At 52.9% G+C, this 16,516-nt stretch carries 17 protein-coding genes; 8 read left to right on the top strand and 9 right to left on the bottom strand.

What is annotated here, in order from left to right:
* The first annotated feature begins 102 nt into the window (after positions 1-102).
* Together ACF8D4_RS12715 and ACF8D4_RS12720 are read left to right on the top strand one after the other, a co-directional pair.
* On the top strand, positions 103-375 hold the full coding sequence (locus ACF8D4_RS12715; RefSeq protein WP_025009317.1) for an HU family DNA-binding protein: 273 nt from the start codon (positions 103-105) through the stop codon (positions 373-375).
* Between the two features lie 266 nt (positions 376-641).
* A complete protein-coding gene (locus tag ACF8D4_RS12720; protein WP_392465667.1) occupies positions 642-1,334 on the top strand; it encodes a TorF family putative porin in 693 nt (230 codons plus the stop codon).
* Between the two features lie 23 nt (positions 1,335-1,357).
* On the opposite strand, the gene rimK is transcribed toward ACF8D4_RS12720, so the two are convergent.
* The 4 genes from rimK to ACF8D4_RS12740 form a co-directional block, all read right to left on the bottom strand.
* Positions 1,358-2,263 carry a 30S ribosomal protein S6--L-glutamate ligase gene (gene rimK, locus ACF8D4_RS12725; RefSeq protein WP_025009316.1) on the bottom strand — a complete coding sequence of 302 codons (906 nt, stop codon included), beginning with the start codon at positions 2,261-2,263 and terminating at the stop codon, positions 1,358-1,360.
* Positions 2,264-2,344: 81 nt separating this feature from the next.
* Positions 2,345-4,072: a bifunctional diguanylate cyclase/phosphodiesterase gene (locus ACF8D4_RS12730; protein WP_109247330.1), complete on the bottom strand. Its 1,728-nt coding sequence runs from the start codon at positions 4,070-4,072 to the stop codon at positions 2,345-2,347.
* A gap of 12 nt (positions 4,073-4,084) precedes the next feature.
* Positions 4,085-4,516 carry a response regulator gene (locus ACF8D4_RS12735; RefSeq protein WP_025009315.1) on the bottom strand — a complete coding sequence of 144 codons (432 nt, stop codon included), beginning with the start codon at positions 4,514-4,516 and terminating at the stop codon, positions 4,085-4,087.
* Positions 4,513-6,648: a CHASE domain-containing protein gene (locus ACF8D4_RS12740; RefSeq protein ID WP_243882546.1), complete on the bottom strand. Its 2,136-nt coding sequence runs from the start codon at positions 6,646-6,648 to the stop codon at positions 4,513-4,515. Before ACF8D4_RS12740 ends, ACF8D4_RS12735 begins: the two co-directional genes overlap by 4 nt.
* A 301-nt stretch (positions 6,649-6,949) precedes the next feature.
* On the opposite strand from ACF8D4_RS12740, the gene ACF8D4_RS12745 reads away from it, so the two are divergent.
* Positions 6,950-7,132 carry a PA3496 family putative envelope integrity protein gene (locus ACF8D4_RS12745; protein ID WP_025886854.1) on the top strand — a complete coding sequence of 61 codons (183 nt, stop codon included), beginning with the start codon at positions 6,950-6,952 and terminating at the stop codon, positions 7,130-7,132.
* Positions 7,133-7,203: 71 nt separating this feature from the next.
* Here the strand turns inward: ACF8D4_RS12745 and ACF8D4_RS12750 are convergent, their stop codons facing one another.
* The gene (locus ACF8D4_RS12750; protein WP_025009312.1) at positions 7,204-8,169 is read right to left on the bottom strand and encodes a PDC sensor domain-containing protein; all 966 of its coding nucleotides are present in this window, start codon (positions 8,167-8,169) and stop codon (positions 7,204-7,206) included.
* Between the two features lie 221 nt (positions 8,170-8,390).
* Between ACF8D4_RS12750 and ACF8D4_RS12755 the strand changes: the two genes are divergently transcribed.
* Entirely contained in the window at positions 8,391-9,743 is a 1,353-nt protein-coding gene (locus ACF8D4_RS12755; protein ID WP_044733621.1) for a flavohemoglobin expression-modulating QEGLA motif protein, read from the top strand.
* Positions 9,744-9,799: 56 nt separating this feature from the next.
* Here the strand turns inward: ACF8D4_RS12755 and ACF8D4_RS12760 are convergent, their stop codons facing one another.
* Positions 9,800-11,167 carry a sodium:alanine symporter family protein gene (locus tag ACF8D4_RS12760; protein ID WP_028779642.1) on the bottom strand — a complete coding sequence of 456 codons (1,368 nt, stop codon included), beginning with the start codon at positions 11,165-11,167 and terminating at the stop codon, positions 9,800-9,802.
* A gap of 200 nt (positions 11,168-11,367) precedes the next feature.
* Complete coding sequence (locus tag ACF8D4_RS12765; protein ID WP_392465674.1) at positions 11,368-12,327, bottom strand: LysR family transcriptional regulator; 960 nt, start codon at positions 12,325-12,327, stop codon at positions 11,368-11,370.
* Positions 12,328-12,419: 92 nt separating this feature from the next.
* Between ACF8D4_RS12765 and ACF8D4_RS12770 the strand changes: the two genes are divergently transcribed.
* Positions 12,420-13,361, top strand: a complete 942-nt coding sequence (locus tag ACF8D4_RS12770; protein ID WP_028779640.1) for a sodium-dependent bicarbonate transport family permease — start codon at positions 12,420-12,422, stop codon at positions 13,359-13,361.
* On the opposite strand, the gene ACF8D4_RS12775 is transcribed toward ACF8D4_RS12770, so the two are convergent.
* Positions 13,349-13,921, bottom strand: coding sequence for an SRPBCC family protein (locus ACF8D4_RS12775; protein ID WP_392465677.1), 573 nt, complete (start codon positions 13,919-13,921; stop codon positions 13,349-13,351). The two genes, ACF8D4_RS12770 and ACF8D4_RS12775, sit on opposite strands and share 13 nt — an antisense overlap.
* Before the next feature lie 238 nt (positions 13,922-14,159).
* Here ACF8D4_RS12775 and ACF8D4_RS12780 point away from each other — a divergent pair, with 238 nt between their 5' ends.
* Positions 14,160-14,561 (top strand): hypothetical protein, encoded by a 402-nt coding sequence (locus ACF8D4_RS12780; protein ID WP_025009308.1) that lies wholly within the window; start codon positions 14,160-14,162, stop codon positions 14,559-14,561.
* 62 nt (positions 14,562-14,623) lie between these two features.
* Positions 14,624-14,863 carry a hypothetical protein gene (locus ACF8D4_RS12785; protein WP_025009307.1) on the top strand — a complete coding sequence of 80 codons (240 nt, stop codon included), beginning with the start codon at positions 14,624-14,626 and terminating at the stop codon, positions 14,861-14,863.
* Between the two features lie 122 nt (positions 14,864-14,985).
* On the opposite strand, the gene ACF8D4_RS12790 is transcribed toward ACF8D4_RS12785, so the two are convergent.
* The gene (locus tag ACF8D4_RS12790) at positions 14,986-15,876 is read right to left on the bottom strand and encodes a LysR family transcriptional regulator (RefSeq protein ID WP_144131857.1); all 891 of its coding nucleotides are present in this window, start codon (positions 15,874-15,876) and stop codon (positions 14,986-14,988) included.
* A gap of 113 nt (positions 15,877-15,989) precedes the next feature.
* Here ACF8D4_RS12790 and ACF8D4_RS12795 point away from each other — a divergent pair, with 113 nt between their 5' ends.
* The gene (locus ACF8D4_RS12795; protein WP_093982030.1) at positions 15,990-16,493 is read left to right on the top strand and encodes a lactoylglutathione lyase family protein; all 504 of its coding nucleotides are present in this window, start codon (positions 15,990-15,992) and stop codon (positions 16,491-16,493) included.
* The last annotated feature ends 23 nt before the right edge of the window (positions 16,494-16,516 follow it).

A 16,516-nucleotide genomic window follows, 5' to 3' on the forward strand; every position in this document is an offset into this window, starting at 1 on the left:
TAAAGCCCAAGAAGCCCGCTGAAAGGCCTTTTCAAGCCAAAAACCTTATGGCATGTTAGATGGGCAATAATAACTTATCGACGGAAAGAAGAGACGCTCCAGATGAACAAAACTGAACTGATCGCTAAAATGGCAGAACACGCCAACCTGTCCAAGGCAGAAGCTGCCCGCGCACTCAAGTCGTTCGAAGTAGCAGTGACCGATGCCATGAAAGAAGGAACTAAAATCTCCATCGTAGGCTTTGGCTCTTTCGAAACTTCAACCCGTGCAGCCCGCACTGGTCGTAACCCGCAAACCGGTAAAGAGATCCAAATCCCTGCCGCCACTATTCCCAAGTTCAAGGCCGGCAAGGCACTGCGTGACAGCGTCAACTAAGCCGCTTTTCACGGATGAAAGCGCCTCATATTGAGGCGTTTTTTATTGCCTGAGGTTCCCAACACTCCATTGCACAAAAAAAGTGCAACCCGCCCCAGCGAAATGCAACATTTCCTTAACCTGCATCACACTCAAAAGCTAACCACATGTATTTAATGCCTATTTAAACTTGGCACAGGATTCGCTCATTCCGCACAGACAATAACGAGTATCTGCACCGGTCAAGCTTGCCCGGCTCCAGAACCCAAACCATCGAGGGGATGAGAATGAAACACACCAAGTTTTCACTGTCAGTTATTGCAGGTCTGTTGTTGGTGGCCGGCGAAGCCCAGGCCGCTGTATCGGGGAATATAGGTGCCGCCTCCAACTATCTGTGGCGCGGCACCACCCAGACGGATGACTCTGTCGCCGTTCAAGGCGGTATAGACTATAGCCACGACTCGGGTTTTTACCTGGGAACCTGGGCCTCCAATGTCGACTTTGGTGACGATACCAGTTACGAGCTCGATTTTTACGGTGGTTACTCCGGCACCATAGGCGAAGACTTTGGCTATGACATCAGCTATCTCTACTATGGCTACCCGGATGCCGAAGGCGATATCGACTTTGGTGAGCTGGCGCTGACTCTCAGCTGGAAGTGGTTTGAGTTGGGTTATGCCAAGGTGGTTAACGCCGGTGATGACGTGGCCGCTGCGCCAATGGATAACAAGGATTTGAGCTATATCCACGCCGGGTTCAGCTATCCCATCACGGAAACCGTGACGCTGACGGCACACTATGGTTATTCAGACGGTGATGTGGTGCAGAGTTGGTTCGGGGTTTCCGACTACGCCGACTACCACTTGGCCATCAGCAAGGAAACCGGCATAGGCTCAGTCTCCTTTATGGTGGCCGATACGGATCTGCCGGACGACGATGCCAAGATAGTGCTCAGCTATGTCTATGAGTTCGAATTCTAAGGATGGGAAAGCCCGAGGCGCAATCAGGCGATGACAGGACGATTGCGTTTACGGGCGGCAACCATTTTTTCGATATGCTCCACTATCGGCTCGGCCACCTTGATACCTGTGGTTAACTCTATACCTTCAATACCCGGAGCCGAATTGACTTCAAGCACCAAGGCGCCGCGCTCGGAGCGAAGAATATCCACCCCGGCAACAGCCAGCCCCATCGCCTTGACCGCATCAATGGCTGTCTTGCGCTCCTGAGGGGTAATCTTGATTTTCTCGGCGCTGCCGCCCAAATGCAGATTGGAGCGAAAATCCCCCTCCGGGCCCTGACGTTTCATGGCCGCAACCACCTTGTCGCCCACCACAAAGCAGCGAATATCACTGCCGTTGGCTTCTTTGATATATTCCTGCACCAGAATATTGGCCTTAAGCCCCAGAAAGGCTTCAATAACGCTCTCGGCGGCCTTTTTGGTTTCGGCCAGCACCACGCCTATCCCCTGGGTGCCTTCCAAAAGCTTTATCACCAGCGGCGCACCACCCACCATGGCGATGAGATCAGGAATATCATCCGGCTTGCTGGCAAAACCTGTGACCGGCATACCCACCCCTTTCCGGGAAAGCAACTGCAGTGCCCGCAGCTTATCCCTTGAGCGGGCTATGGAGATAGAGTCATTGGCGGCGTACACCCCCATCATCTCGAACTGGCGCACCAGGGCACAGCCATAGAAAGTCACACTGGCATGGATCCTCGGGATAATGGCATCAAAACCGCTGAGTTCCTCACCTTCAAGATGAATACTGGGCTGCACCGAGTTGATGTTCATATAACAGTTGAGTGGATTGATCACCCTGGCCTGATGACCACGTCCCTCACAGGCTTCCACCAGCCTGCGGGTAGAATAGAGCTCGGGAAATTGAGAGAGAATACCGATTTTCATGTTTGAGTGATCCGCCAAAGAGTTATGGCCCAGCAAGAGAAGTGGCATCTTTGACTATCCCTTGCCAATAGGCAAGTAAAATCAAACATCCCCCTCGGTCAGCAAAGGTAAAATATGCTGGGTTTCAAAATCCTGGGGCTGAATCGGCCGACAATAGAGATACCCCTGCAGCAGGTTACAGCCCCGCTCACGGCAAAACTGCGCCTGCGCCTCGGTTTCTATGCCCTCGGCTACTGACACCACGTTAAAGCCGTTGGCAAAGTTGATCAAGGCCGACAACAGACGCTTGCCGCGTTCATCCTGTTCGACCGAAGCCACAAAACTCTTGTCGATTTTCAGCACATTGATGGGAAAGTACTTGATGTGTTCGAGGGATGAAAAGCCGGTGCCAAAATCATCCAGAGAGAAAACAACTCCCAGTGCAGCTATCCGCTCCAGTACCTTGGCCAGTTCCAGCGGTTCCTCTATCAAGGCATTTTCGGTGAGCTCCAACTCCAGCAGCGAAGCCGGCAGCCCGGTTTGCTGCAATACCCTGACTATGGTCTGATACAGGGTTTCACGAATGATCTGCGACGGTGACAGGTTAACCGCCACAGATAACTGCTTGCCTACCGGAGCCAGCATGGCCAGCCACTTGACGGTTTGCGCGCAGGCCTGTGCCAACACCCACTCGCCTATCTCATCTACCAGGCCTATCTCTTCGGCTATCGGCAGGAAACTGTCCGGCGCCAGCAGGCCATCTTCAGGATGTTGCCAGCGCAGCAAGGCCTCCATTCCCAACAGCTCGCCGGAAATCGCATCGAATTTCCCCTGATAAAAGACCCTGAATTCATCCCGCTCCAGCGCGGTTCTCAGGCCCATCTCGATGCGGTTGCGAAACCTGACTTCTCTGGCCAACTCTTCGGAATAGAACTGGATCTGGTTGCGGCCCACCTTCTTGGCGCGATACATGGCAATGTCGGCACACTTGAGCAACTCAGAGCTGTCACAGACAGAATCGCTGTACACTGCAATGCCAATACTGGCGCCGATAAGCACATCATGTTCCCCCAGAGGGAAAGGCTCTTCAAAGGCCCTTTGCAGCCTGTTGGCCACCGCCATCGGGAAGTAACGATTCTCCGACTCGGTCACCAGCACTACAAATTCATCGCCGCCGAGACGGGCAATGAGATCCCCTTCCCTGAGCGCCGCACTGAGACGGTTGGCCACTTCCACCAGTAGGATATCCCCCACCTGGTGCCCTAAGGTGTCGTTGATACCCTTGAAATCATCCAGATCCAAGAGGATCACCGCCAGCATGTCCTGATGACGCTTGACCTGACTCAAGGTACGGTTCAGACAGAGCTCAAAACCGTAACGATTGACCAGCTTGGTCAGGGAATCATGTTCGGCCAGCTCTTTGAGTTTCTCGTGGCTTTGGCGCAATGCCAACGCCATGGAAGCCCTTTGCTTGGCATTGCGGATAGCACGGGTCAAGCGGCTGGTATTCACTTCATCCTTGAGCAGAAAATCCTGCGCCCCCAACTCGATGCAACGCTGCGCCAGCTTGTCGTCTTCATAACGGGAGATCATCACTACCGCGGTTTGCTCTCCGGCCGATTCATTGAGGCGGCTCAATACTTCCAGACCATTGGCATCGGGCAACATATAGTCGAGCAGTATGCCGTCGAAACGCTGCTGGCAGGCGAACTCCAAGCCACTCTGGGCACAGTTGGCCTCCATCACCTTGAACGCCAGTGACGATTGATCCAGGGCGCGGATGATAGCGGCTCTGTCTATCTCATCATCATCGATCAACAGCAGATTCATGCTTTCCATCCCTCAGGCTTCCGGCAACTCAACAATACGCCAATAGCTTTCCAGCATATTGAAAATATTATAAAAACCATCGCTTATTTCATGTTTGACCATATAGCCGGCCACATGATGCTTATAAGCCTCAACCTTGTCTTCATCGGCGCTTGAGGTGGTCAACACAAAGACCACGGAGAGAGACAGCACAGGGTCATTGCGGATATGGCTGAGAAACTCCAGGCCATTCATCCGCGGCATATTGAGATCCAGCAAGATAAGATAGGGGCAGCGCACCCGACCGTCGCCCAACATCTCCAAGGCCTCCAGCCCATCTCTGGCTCTGACCAAGGGGTTGAGCAGCCTGAGCTGCTGCATCGCCCGCTGCACCGCCATGAAGTCGACATCGTCGTCGTCCACCAACAGAATAGTCACTTCCTTGTATCTGGCTGTTTGACTCATGACTCCTCCTTGAAGTGGGCCGGCCAGGTGAAGTAAAAGCTGCAACCACGCCCTTCCGATTTCACCCAGATCTTGCCGCCCATGTTTTCCACCGACTTTTTCACCAAAGAGAGACCAAGGCCACTGCCTTCAACTTCATCTCTTGGCTTAAGCGTTTGGAATATTGCGAAAATTTTATGATGAAACTTGGCAGCTATCCCTGGGCCGTCATCCGTGACACAAAAACAATAATAGTCGCCCTGGCGCTCGCTGCTGACGCTGAGTACCCCCTCACCCTTGTCGTGGTGTTTGATGGCGTTGCTGAACAGGTTTCGGAAAACCAACTCCAGCGGTACTCTGGCCGTGGTCAGCAACGGCATATCAGACAGGATAGTCAGCTTGAACCCGGTTGGCGGCGCCACCAGGCTGAAGGTATCCTGCACCAATTGCTTGCTGTCCACTTCCGTCAACTCAGTATCCACCCTGCCTATGCGCGAGAAAGTCAGCAGGCCGTCCAGCAAGAGTACCATTCGCTGTACCCGGCTCTTGATCAGTCGCAGATACTTTTGCACCTGTTCACTGCTGTTGTCGCTGAGATCTTCTGCCAACCACTCGGATAACTGCTCTATGCCACGCAGCGGTGACTTGAGATCGTGAGAGGCTATGTAGGCAAAACTGTCCAGCTCACGGTTGATCTTCTCCAGCTCCTCAGTGTGTCGGGCTTTTTCGGCTTCAATCCGTTTGCGATCCGACACATCGTTGATAGTGGCCAGAATCGACTGGCCATTGGTGAAATGGATTGGGGTCAACCCCACTTCGACCGCCACCAAAGAACCGTCTTTGGCGCGGCCGAACAGATCATCGCGCTGGGACATATTCTTGGCAATCGGCTGCTGCAGATAACCACCCATGTGCCGATTGTGCGACTTATGCAGGCTTTCCGGCAGCAGTATATTCACGCTGCGGCCCAGTAGTTCGTCCCGGGCGTAACCGAACAGTTGCTCTGTATGGGCATTCACCAGAGTGATGAGTCCATGGCCATCTACCATGATCAGCGCCGATGGCGAGGCCTCAATAACCAGACGGAAGCGTTTCTCATTGGCAAGGATCTCATTGGCTAGCAAGCCTTCCTGATACCTGGCTCTGGCGTTATTGAGCAAGAAATAGAACAACACCATGATAAACAGCACGCCTATGCCCAGCATCAGCTTGCTTTGCAGCTTCTCGGTTTCGGAGACAAAACTCTTGTCGGCGCCGATTTTCAGCAACCATTGATGACCACCGACTTTGAGCGGCAACACATGGTTGTAGGTTTTGGTAACCTGGCCTTCCTCCTCAGTACTGTACAGCAACGAAGTGTCAGAGGCGGTATCACCATCAAATACCTGCAGAATCAGGGAGGGAAACTTATCCGCCAAAATGCCTTGCATCAGGTTGTTCATCCGAAAGGCGGCATAGACCACGCCCTTGGCGGCCTTGGGACCGGCGGCAGATTCATCATAAAGCGCCAAATACATCAAAAAGCCGGCCTGAATATCCTGCTGGGTTTCCTGTACCAGGGTGATTTTGCCGGAGATCGCCGCCTCCCCTGTGTTGATGGCTCTGTCTATCGCTTCACGGCGAGTCGGCTCGGAATACATGTCATAGCCAAATGCCCGCCGGTTACGCCAATCGAAGGGTTCCAGATAGATGATGGCCTGATAAGTGTCGCGCTCACCGGCAGGGTACACCCGATACTCATCAAAGCCTTCAGCCCTGATGGCCGCCTCATGGGCCGCCAGTTGCTCCGGGTGCAAAATAACGCTGTAGCCTATCCCCTGGATCCCGGGATAAAAGCTTTCCATCTTGGCGTTGGTCACATACTCATGCCACTCCTCACGAGTCACTCCATCGGATGCCATAAACAGGCCCACCCCGCCCCGCAGCACCTGCTCATAGGTCAACAGACGATCTCTTATGGCATCTTTGACCAGCATGGCCTGATACTCAAAGCGCTCACGTCCGCGCTGCTCCGCATATTGATTGAACAGATACCAACCCAGACAGGTGAACAGAAGCGCCACCAACATGATCAGCCAAACCGAGGCCGGAGTGGAAAAACCGAAGCTTTTTGCAGGGGAGGATGATGCGGTGAGACGATCGTCCTGGATCATAAACAGCCTAGTCCTTAGCCAATAAAGCGAATGCTATGAGGTTAATTCTGGTCAGGATCATGGAAAAAACAAGTCAAAAACAGCAAAAAATCCCCAAGTTTTAGGTCCTTGGAAAAGATCGTCAAAATGTTGTCTCGATCTCACTTCCTGTTGCGACTCAGTGCTAGATTTCAGTTTAACCAAGGCTAATATTGAGTAGAGGGACGGACAGAATCATTTGCTTTGTTAGACAAAAATTTTTGCTTTTCAGCCAATGCTTTTTTGGCTAGAAAATCCTTGGATAAACCGTGAGGAATTCGTTATGGCCCATATTGTTGAACTCGTGCCCAACGATGCTGAAATTGAAGCGATGACCACCCCAAAAAACCGTCAGGCCGAGAAGGCACTGCAGCACAAACGTCAGGTAAAACGCCGCTTGGAAGATTACCTGGAGCGCCTGGAACTCAGACGAGCCATGGGGCTCGATGATGACGATATGTTTTAGGGAAAGTGTGAACAAGTCCCATGTGCTCTGCGTCGGCTTGCAGATGTGGGAGGGTGTCAGCAACATCCTCCTTATCCTTGCCGCCCCCGCAAAGACTGGGTTTGAATAAGCAGGGCCTCGGCTTTTGCTCCCAACCAGACGTATAGTCCCAAAGCCACCAATAAACCAACCACTGCCAGCATCATCAAAATCGCTCCCTGAATATATTCCACCTGCCCGAGTGATGCCTTGAACATGGTCAGCAAGGCCTCAATAGAGATGGCGATCAATATGGTGGAAACAAAGCGGGTAATGGTTCGCCGGGTGGAGCTGTGGCGGAAGATGTCTTTATGCATCAACACCTCCTCTTCCAGTATGGTCTTGCCGAGATCGAATATCGCCAAGGCCAGGGTGATATAGATGATGATCCCGAACGGCTTGAGTGAGTCATGAGCCAGCTGCGGCCCCTGCGCCAACAAGTGCCAGATATCCCTGGCCGAAATCAGCACCAGTACCCCGACTATGATGAATAACCCTGTCACCAGAGTGAGATAAACCGCCTTGAACAGTGGCGTCACCTTGCGCCTGTGACTGTCGCCCATCATAAATTCAATCAGCCGGGTCAGATTGATATCCACTACCACAAAGCCGCGACTGGCATCCAAACGACTCACTCCCAGGGACGCCGACAGACACAATTGCCCGGACGCATTGGAAAGATAAGGTGAGGTTATCTGCACCCCGCTCTTGTCGCTGGCATTGAGAAAATAGGGGCGCTGGCTGCGATCCGGGTGTTCACCCACAGCCAGCAGTTTGATCTTTTGCTTGATAAGCGCCAGATTCGGGCTCACTTGGTGACCATTTTCGTCGAGTAAATACATCAATTCCACGAAGGGATAGCAGGCTGCCACTTCAGAAAACACCCTGATGGCCCGCCCTGTGTCGTCAAAGAGCTGAGAGTCGGCCATTCCGGTCAGAATCGATTGCAATAGTTCATCGATTAGCGGCTGATACTCATGAAAACGTTCAATCACACTCAAGTAACTCATGTTTGCCATAACTGCTCCTGAAATTCCGGCCATCTATCTCAGGTAAGCAGCTTGAATGCCAACAATGCAACATGATGAATATCAATTAATTAGCTTAAATCATCTGGGGCGACTATGCTCAATAACCAAGCGGTTGCACCAAGATCTGGCAAAGATAAATTCTGTTGCCAGACAGCGCGTTATCCAAGATGATAGCCGCCAATAACCTGTGTCTTCCGAGGAGACTATTGATGCCAGACACAAGTGCCTATAAAGAGGATCTGCGGCGCCTCTCGGACGAGCTGATCCGGTTGCAGACACCGATAAAAATCCTCGATGCCATCAAGTGGCCGAGAGAGATGGAAGCCCGTTTTCTCGAGAGTAACGGCAAGCAATTACCCGCCATAGACGCCGAGTTTTACCAGCGTCTGCCGCTGCCTTTTGACCCGGATAAGACCCGCCAAGAGTTATCCGAACTGCGTCTGCAGACCCGCAAACGCCTGGGAAGATACGACAAGCTGGGCAAGATATTGATAGCCAATATCGAGCAATATCTTCAGGTTATCGACATGCTGCAACACCGCGGCAAGGCCGACTTCGGCGAATTCAGCCGTCGCCTCTACGGCAGCGCCAACCATAAGCTCCATGGTGACAGACACAATCTCAGACAGCTCGGCGACCGTTTGAGTTACATTTTCTCGCTGCCGGCAGCGCTGCGCAGCAATCGCCATCACCCCAAAGAAATCGCCGCGCCGGAGGCGGTGGATATACTCGGCCGCCGCCTGAAAGATTACTTTCACAGTGACGATATTCGGGTGCGTCTCAGTGATGGCATAGTCTCGGATGCCGCCGTGGGCGGCGACACGGTCAAGCTCAACAGCAAGGCGCTGTTCAGCCAATCGGATCTCGATGTCTACGAGGTGCATGAGGGCTGGGTGCACGTGGGCACCACCCTCAATGGCCGGGCCCAACCCTGGGCCACCTGGCTCAGCGTCGGCTCTCCCAGAGTAGCAGCAGCCCAGGAAGGGCTGGCCGTATTGATGGAAACCATTACCCTGAGCTCCAACCCAGGGCGGGCCAGGCGTATCAGCGACAGGATCACTGCGGTCGATATGGCCGAGCAAGGTGCCGACTTTATTGAAGTATTCAACTATTTCTGCGGCCAGAATCTCAGCAAACGAGACAGTTACCGGGTAACTCAGCGGGTGTTTCGCGGCGGCATGGTACAGGGTGGCAGCTACTTCACCAAGGACATATCCTATGTACGTGGCTATGTGGAAAACATTAACTTTATCCGCTCCGCCATCACAGCCGGGATCCCGGAGATTATCCCTATGTTGTTTGTCGGCAAGCTGGCCATTGAGGATATCCCCGTGCTTTATCAGGCCCACAGGGAGGGGCTTATTGCCGCCCCCAAGTATCTGCCGCCCATGTTTGACAACTTCAGCGGTCTCTATGCCTGGTTTGGTTTTGCCTCTGGGATGGCCGGGATAGACCTCAAGGGGGTGCAGAGGCACTTCAGCCGCCTGTTCAAACAGTTACCCAATGCCGAACCTATGTTCGAGTTGCTGGAAGACACTGAGTTTGACAGCAACGCCGACTGATAAAGAAACAGGGCAACTCGAGTTGCCCTGTTTTGGGTTCAAAAGCAATTGGCTCGCTATTTTTGCAACTCGGCCTGGCGCTGCTTGATAAAGTATTCCCGAGTCAAAGCAAAGACCACTGGGCTGAGCAGTAACAGGGCTATCAGGTTGGGGATCGCCATCATGGCATTCAGGGTATCGGCCACCAGCCAGATAAAGTCCAAAGACGCCATGGCTCCCACGGGCACCATCAGAGTCCAGACTAGGCGAAACGGCACTATAGCCTTGGTACCAAATAGGTACTGCACGCATTTTTCACTGTAAAAGCTCCAGCCGAGAATGGTGGTAAAGGCGAAGATAGCCAGTGCCACAGCCACTATGTACTGCCCTATGGGCAAGGCATGGCTGAAAGCGTAGGAGGTTAAGGCTGCGCCGGTTTCCCCCGAGGTCCAGGCACCGGAAACGATAATCGCCAAACCTGTGATGGAGCAGACCACTATGGTATCGATAAAGGTACCCAACATGGCCACCAATCCTTGAGCCACAGGGTTATTGGTCTGGGCTGCAGCATGAGCAATCGGCGCACTGCCAAGACCTGCCTCATTGGAAAACACCCCTCGGGCCACCCCGAAACGTATGGCGGCCCACACTGCCGCACCGGCGAAACCGCCCTGGGCCGCCACTGGGTTGAAGGCGCTCTCGAATACCAGCTCCAGCGCCGCCGGGATCTGATCGAAATAGACCACAATCACAGCCAAACCTGAGGTGATATAAAACACAGTCATCAGGGGTACCAACTTACCGGCAACGTCGGCAATCCGCTTGATGCCGCCCATCAGGACTGCCCCCACCAGGATCATCATCGCCAAGCCAGTTGCCCAGGCTGGAACACCAAAGTTGCTGTCCAAGGCATCGGCCACCGAGTTGGCCTGCACTGTGTTGCCTATACCAAAACCGGCAAAACCACCAAATAAGGCGAATAGCGTTCCCAACCAGGCCCATTTCTGGCCGAGACCATTCTTGATGTAGTACATGGGGCCGCCTATATGGTTGCCACTATCATCGACCTCGCGATACTTGACCGCCAGCACGGCTTCAGAAAACTTGGTGGCCATTCCCACCAGCGCGGTGCACCACATCCAGAACAGTGCCCCCGGGCCGCCAAGAAAGATTGCCGTCGCCACCCCGGCGATATTCCCTGTACCTATGGTGGCCGACAGGGACGTCATCAGCGCATTGAAGGGGCTGATCTCCCCTTTCATATTGGTGTCTTTATCCGGGATCCGCCCGGACCAGAGTAAGCGGAAGCCTCTCCCCAGCTTGAGAAGCTGCATAAAGCGCAAACCTATGGACAGAAACAGTCCTACCCCCAGGATCATCACCAGCATGGGCACACCCCAAACCAGGCTGTTGAGCTGGCTAACCCACTCCATTATTGTTTCCATTCCAACCTCGTGTAGTTATTGTTATCGCTGCAGTTTCCACCTGTAATGGCAAAACTGCATAAGGAACACCCAGATTACAACGAAAGATTAACAATTGGAAACCTACTGTTAAACCTCCCGCCGGGAAGCGAAAACACTCAACGCCCACACCCCCTTAAGAGAAAGGGCACGAACGCGAGCTGGATTAATTAGGATAAGACTCAATCGACCAATCCCAGGTTGACCGGCAACTTGGCTATGTCACCGGCCACCCATTCGGCCTCTATGCACTGCTGCAGATGCTCTGCCATAAAGTGCACCAATTGCCGCGCCGCATAGGGCATACGCCTGTCTTTACGGCTCACCAGATACCAATTGCTTTCCAGCGGGAAGCCTTTCACATCCAGAATAGCCGGGCGCTCACGCCCTTCCTCCAGGGTATGAGCCGAGATAACAGATAACCCCAGCCCCGAGGCGACCCCCAGACGAATGGCCTCATTGCTCTCTATCTGCATACAGTCGCCCAGTTCCATCCCCTGACCGCTGAGCCAGGATTCAAACATTAACCGAGTAGCCGACCCCGGCTCACGGATGAGAAACCGCTCGCGACTGAGCTGCTCAAACTTGAGTTCACTCTGCCCGGCGGCCCAATGATCTCTGGGGGCAATCAGCTGCAGTGGGTTACGGATGATCCGCGCCGATTGCACAGTTTCGCCCCTGGGAGGATGGCTGAAGAGGTAGAGATCGTCTTCCAGATGCTCAAAGCGATTCAGCACATGGGCACGGTTACCTATGTTCAGTGTGACTCGGACACCGGGGAAACGACGATAGAAGGCGCCGAGGATCCGCGGCACCACGTACTTGGCCGTGGTCACCAGGCCGATATTGATGTGGCCGCTCTCCCCTTCCCGCACCTTGGCCAGCATGCCGTTGAAGTCTTCCAAACGGGTCATCACGTCGACGGCGGCGTGGTAAAGCTCCTGCCCCACCTGAGTCGGCCGCAGTCCCCCCGGGCCGGTTTCCAGCAAGGGCTCACCCACCAGCTCGGCCAGTTTTTTCAATTGCAGCGACACGGTCGGCTGAGTCAGATACAAGTGTCTGGCAGCGGCGGAAATATTCTGCCGCCGGACTACTTCAATATACACCTGCAACAAGCGCAGGCTGAGATGGCGAAGATCCATAGATAATTATCTATATATATGTAGTGAATAATTTATTTTCCAATATAGCGCCGGGCGAGCACAATCTCCAGCCGTCTAACAAGGAGAACCCCATGCCTGATGTTGTTATTGCCTTTTTCGGTCTAGGCCTGTTGGCCGGTCTGCTCAAATCGGATCTCAGAGTCCCCGAATCCACCTACGAAACCCTTTCCATACTGTTAATGCTGACCCTGGGCCTCAAGGGCGGCATGGCGCTGCACGGCCACACAGATCAGCTGTCCTTTGCCGAGCTGGGGTTAGTGATAGGTCTGGGACTGGCTATCCCGCTGGCGCTGTATCCCATATTGAAAAAAGTGGTTCGCCTGCCACAGAGCGATGCCATCAGTATTGCCGCCCACTACGGTTCGGTCAGTGCCGGGACTTTTGCCGTTGTCTACGCCATGACAGAGCAGCTGGGCTGGCCACTCAAGCCCGAAACCACTCTCTATCTGGTACTGCTGGAGCTGCCATCCATCATAGTCATGTTGTGGCTCTATCGACGCCTGAACCGGGATAAGCCTGGACGCAGCGGTAATATCCTGCTGGAAGCGCTTACCAGCCGTGGGGTGATATTGCTGGGGGGCGGCGTGCTTATCGGATGGGGCTACGGCTCCGAGGGCTTGGCCTCTTTGAGCCCTGTGCTGATGCAGGGATTCAAGACCTTGCTGGCGCTGTTCCTGCTGGAGATGGGATTGTGTACCGCCAGGGTTTGTGCTCCGCTGCCCTTGAGTCACTGGCGCCTGTTGGCATTCGCTGCCGTCACGCCTTTCGTACTCGCCTGGGTGGGGATCATTACAGGTCACGCCCTGGGGCTGCCCGCCGGTTCGGCACTGGTACTGGCCGGCCTCTGTGCCAGCGCCTCTTATATTGCAGCACCGGCGGCGATCCGCGCGGCCATTCCATCGGCCAATATCGGCGTGGCCATGCTGGCCTCGCTGGGGGTCACCTTCCCGATTAACCTGCTGATAGGGCTTAATCTTTACCGTCAATGGGTGGCCTGGATTTACGGGCTCTGAATCTGTTCCTGCGGCGCGGGTTCTGACTCGAGTAACAGCTTGAGATTGCTGAGCCCACGCAATAGATCCGTGGCGATCATGGTTTCAAAGTCGACAAACAGAAACATCAGATTCATCGGATAATCCAGATGCCCCTTAAAGCTCCAACTGAGGTTGGTCCTATTGCCTTCATAGGGCTCAAACAGCATGTAGGCAGGTTCAGTAGCCTCGAAGGGAGTCAGGAATCTGAGCTGATAATCGATGCGCTTGTTGGTTTCCATGGCGACTATCTCCTGCTCGCCTTGGCCCACCTGCGGGTTGTCACTCTCCCAAGCCGAGACAAAGCCAACAGTGCCGTCAACGCCGCGATAACTGCGCTTAATCGCCGGATCCATCTTGGCCCAGACGCTGAAATTATCTTGATTCTTAAGATACTTTACATAGTCATACACCTCGGCCACCGGGCGATTTATCACCACATTGGTGGTCACCTGGTAGTCGCTTTTGACAAACAGAGCGGCAATCAGCGGCACAGCCACTATCAGTGCCAACAGGATAAACAGTGTCTTGATAAAACGCATAAGGACTCTCCAAACAAGTTTTCTTCCGACAACAATTACTTGTCTGAGTATATCCTGCAAACAGCCCAAAAAGTAACCAGATTGTTAAATGTTAAAAATAGTGGTTTTACCTCTGTTAGCACTAACAAATCTTGGTGGAGAAGCGAGCCGGGCCACAAATCCCCTCAGGCGATTTGTTGTGCAAATGCTTTTAGGTTACAGTCACCTGTAAACATGGACGTCTAATCAAGGGACTGTAATGGGATTTATCCTGGCGCCATTGCTTGTTATCTGGCTGGCAATACTGACTGTGGCGGGTTACCAGGCCACTTTATACTTCAAAGAAACTTTCAGCCTCAGCGGGCTGTTGGCATTTTCCAGTGTCAGTTTGCTTTGCGCCGCCCTCTATTTCCTGCTCCATTTCCGACGCTATCAGGACGCCGAATCCTTGGGTGCCTTCGATATCAGTATGGAACTGCTGTTTAACCCCATAAGCGGTGGCATCTGCGTATTGGCGCTGCTGCTGATCTGGCTGGTGCCCATGGGGGTTTGTAAGCCTCTACTGCTGGCACTGGTACTTGGCCTGGCTATCGCCACCCTGGCCGGGGTCGTTTATGAGGAGAGCTTTATGACAAAACATGGGATTCAACGCACTTACTGAACAAGATATAGTGCGAGCTGTGATTTCCGGCCACTGAGGCCACATCAACCCAAGGAGAGAGAATGATCAAACTCAGCAATAAAGAAACCGGCGCTTTTATCGGCCATATCTCTGAGCAGCAGCTGCAGTATCTGATCGACAACCTGGTAGAAGAGCATGATGCCGACCAGGATTACTGGCTGAACCGCACTCAAATAGAAACCTTCAAGGCCAGCGGTGCCGATGCCGAGCTCGTCAACCTGTTGGAAACGGCCATGGGCGAAGCCGATGAGCTGGAGATCCTCTGGCAGCACCAGGGCTAAAGCCAAGTTTGCGCCAACAGTAAAAACGCTCCTTTATCAAGTGGCGTTTGTCTTTCCCGGAATACCTAAAACTGCATTTGGGGATAATCCAGGTGTTCAGTACCAACGCGAAAATCAAGCCATTAATGGTTAATGGCTTTTCTCACCTCTTGATTGAGAAACTGAACCCTTTGCGACAGCTCCATACTGCGTTTACGGATCAGATAGAGGGTTTCATAAACCATGGATGGCGGCCGATACACATCAATCCTGTCTTTTTCAATGAAGCTGGCCACGGCCGATTGCGGCAACAAGGTAAAACCCAAACCAAGCGATACAGGAAGCAGTATCTGATTTATCTGGTTGACGTACCCGCTGATTTTTATCTTTCCCGTATCGAGTGAAGCCAGGTTTGGTTCTGCGCAATTGGACAAAAATAGCGACAGGTAATGCTCCGCATCCGGATGACTGATCAATCCCAGGGAGAGCAAGGTCTTTGCAATATCACCAGTCACTTTACAGCCCTTGGGCACAACAATCAGCAAAGGCTCCTGACCTATGACTTCCACGCTGAGTAAACTCTGGTTTGGCACATGGGTAACAATGCCCGCATCGGCCTCTCCTTGTAGCACCAGCGCCAATATTCTTTGATTGGGAGCGGCCTCAACTTCGACTGTGAGCCCTGGGTGTTGGCTCTGTAACGCCAGCAGTTTGGGGTATAAATGCAGCGCCAGTGAACCGGAGCAAGCCAACTGATAGCGGCCAGAGAAGGGGTCATTGTCACTGAGTTTGGTAAACAGGTTTTGCTCATTCAATGCTTGTTGGCAGGCATACTCGTACACCAATTTGCCCTGCTCAGTGATCTCGAAAGTCTTGTTGATACGCCGGATCAATGCATGGCCGCAGCTTTCTTCAAGCTTACGGATCTGTTGACTGACACCGGGCTGGGTCATAAACAAGACGTCTGCCGTTTTTGTAAAATGGCCGGTATCTATCAACGTTTTAAATGTTTTCAGCCAGTTAGGGTTAATCATTCAGATGATAATAACAATACGTAATTAAAATAAGAATAAATGATAATTTTTAGACAAGTCAATTGCGAGTTAATCTGCTTCCATTCCAACGCCGCACTATACAAGAGGCTAATATGTCTACAACTTATCCACGTACTTTTTCTCATATAGGCATTTCCGTTCCCGACCTGAATGCCGCCGTCAAATTCTACACTGAGGTTCTGGGGTGGTATGTCATTATGGAGCCCACAGAGATCACTGAAGATGACTCAGCCATAGGTGAGATGTGTACCGATGTTTTCGGCTCCGGCTGGCAGCGTTTCCGTATCGCTCACCTCTCTACTGGTGATCGTATCGGCATAGAGTTGTTTGAATTCGACAACCAGCAGAACCCGGAAGATAACTTCGAATACTGGAAAACCGGCATTTTCCATTTCGCAGTGCAAGATCCCGACATAGAAGCGCTGGCGGAGAAAATTGTCGCCGCCGGCGGGAAAAAGCGCATGGCGAAACCCAGGTTCTACTATCCCGGCGAAAAGCCCTACCGAATGATCTACATGGAAGACCCGTTCGGCAATATCCTTGAGCTATACAGCCACAGTTATGAACTGCACTACTCTGCCGGCGCCTATAACTAAGGAAGGTGCGAACAAGTCCCATG

Source organism: Shewanella sp. YQ_9 (assembly GCF_043103185.1).
Taxonomy (GTDB): Bacteria; Pseudomonadota; Gammaproteobacteria; order Enterobacterales; family Shewanellaceae; genus Shewanella; species Shewanella algae.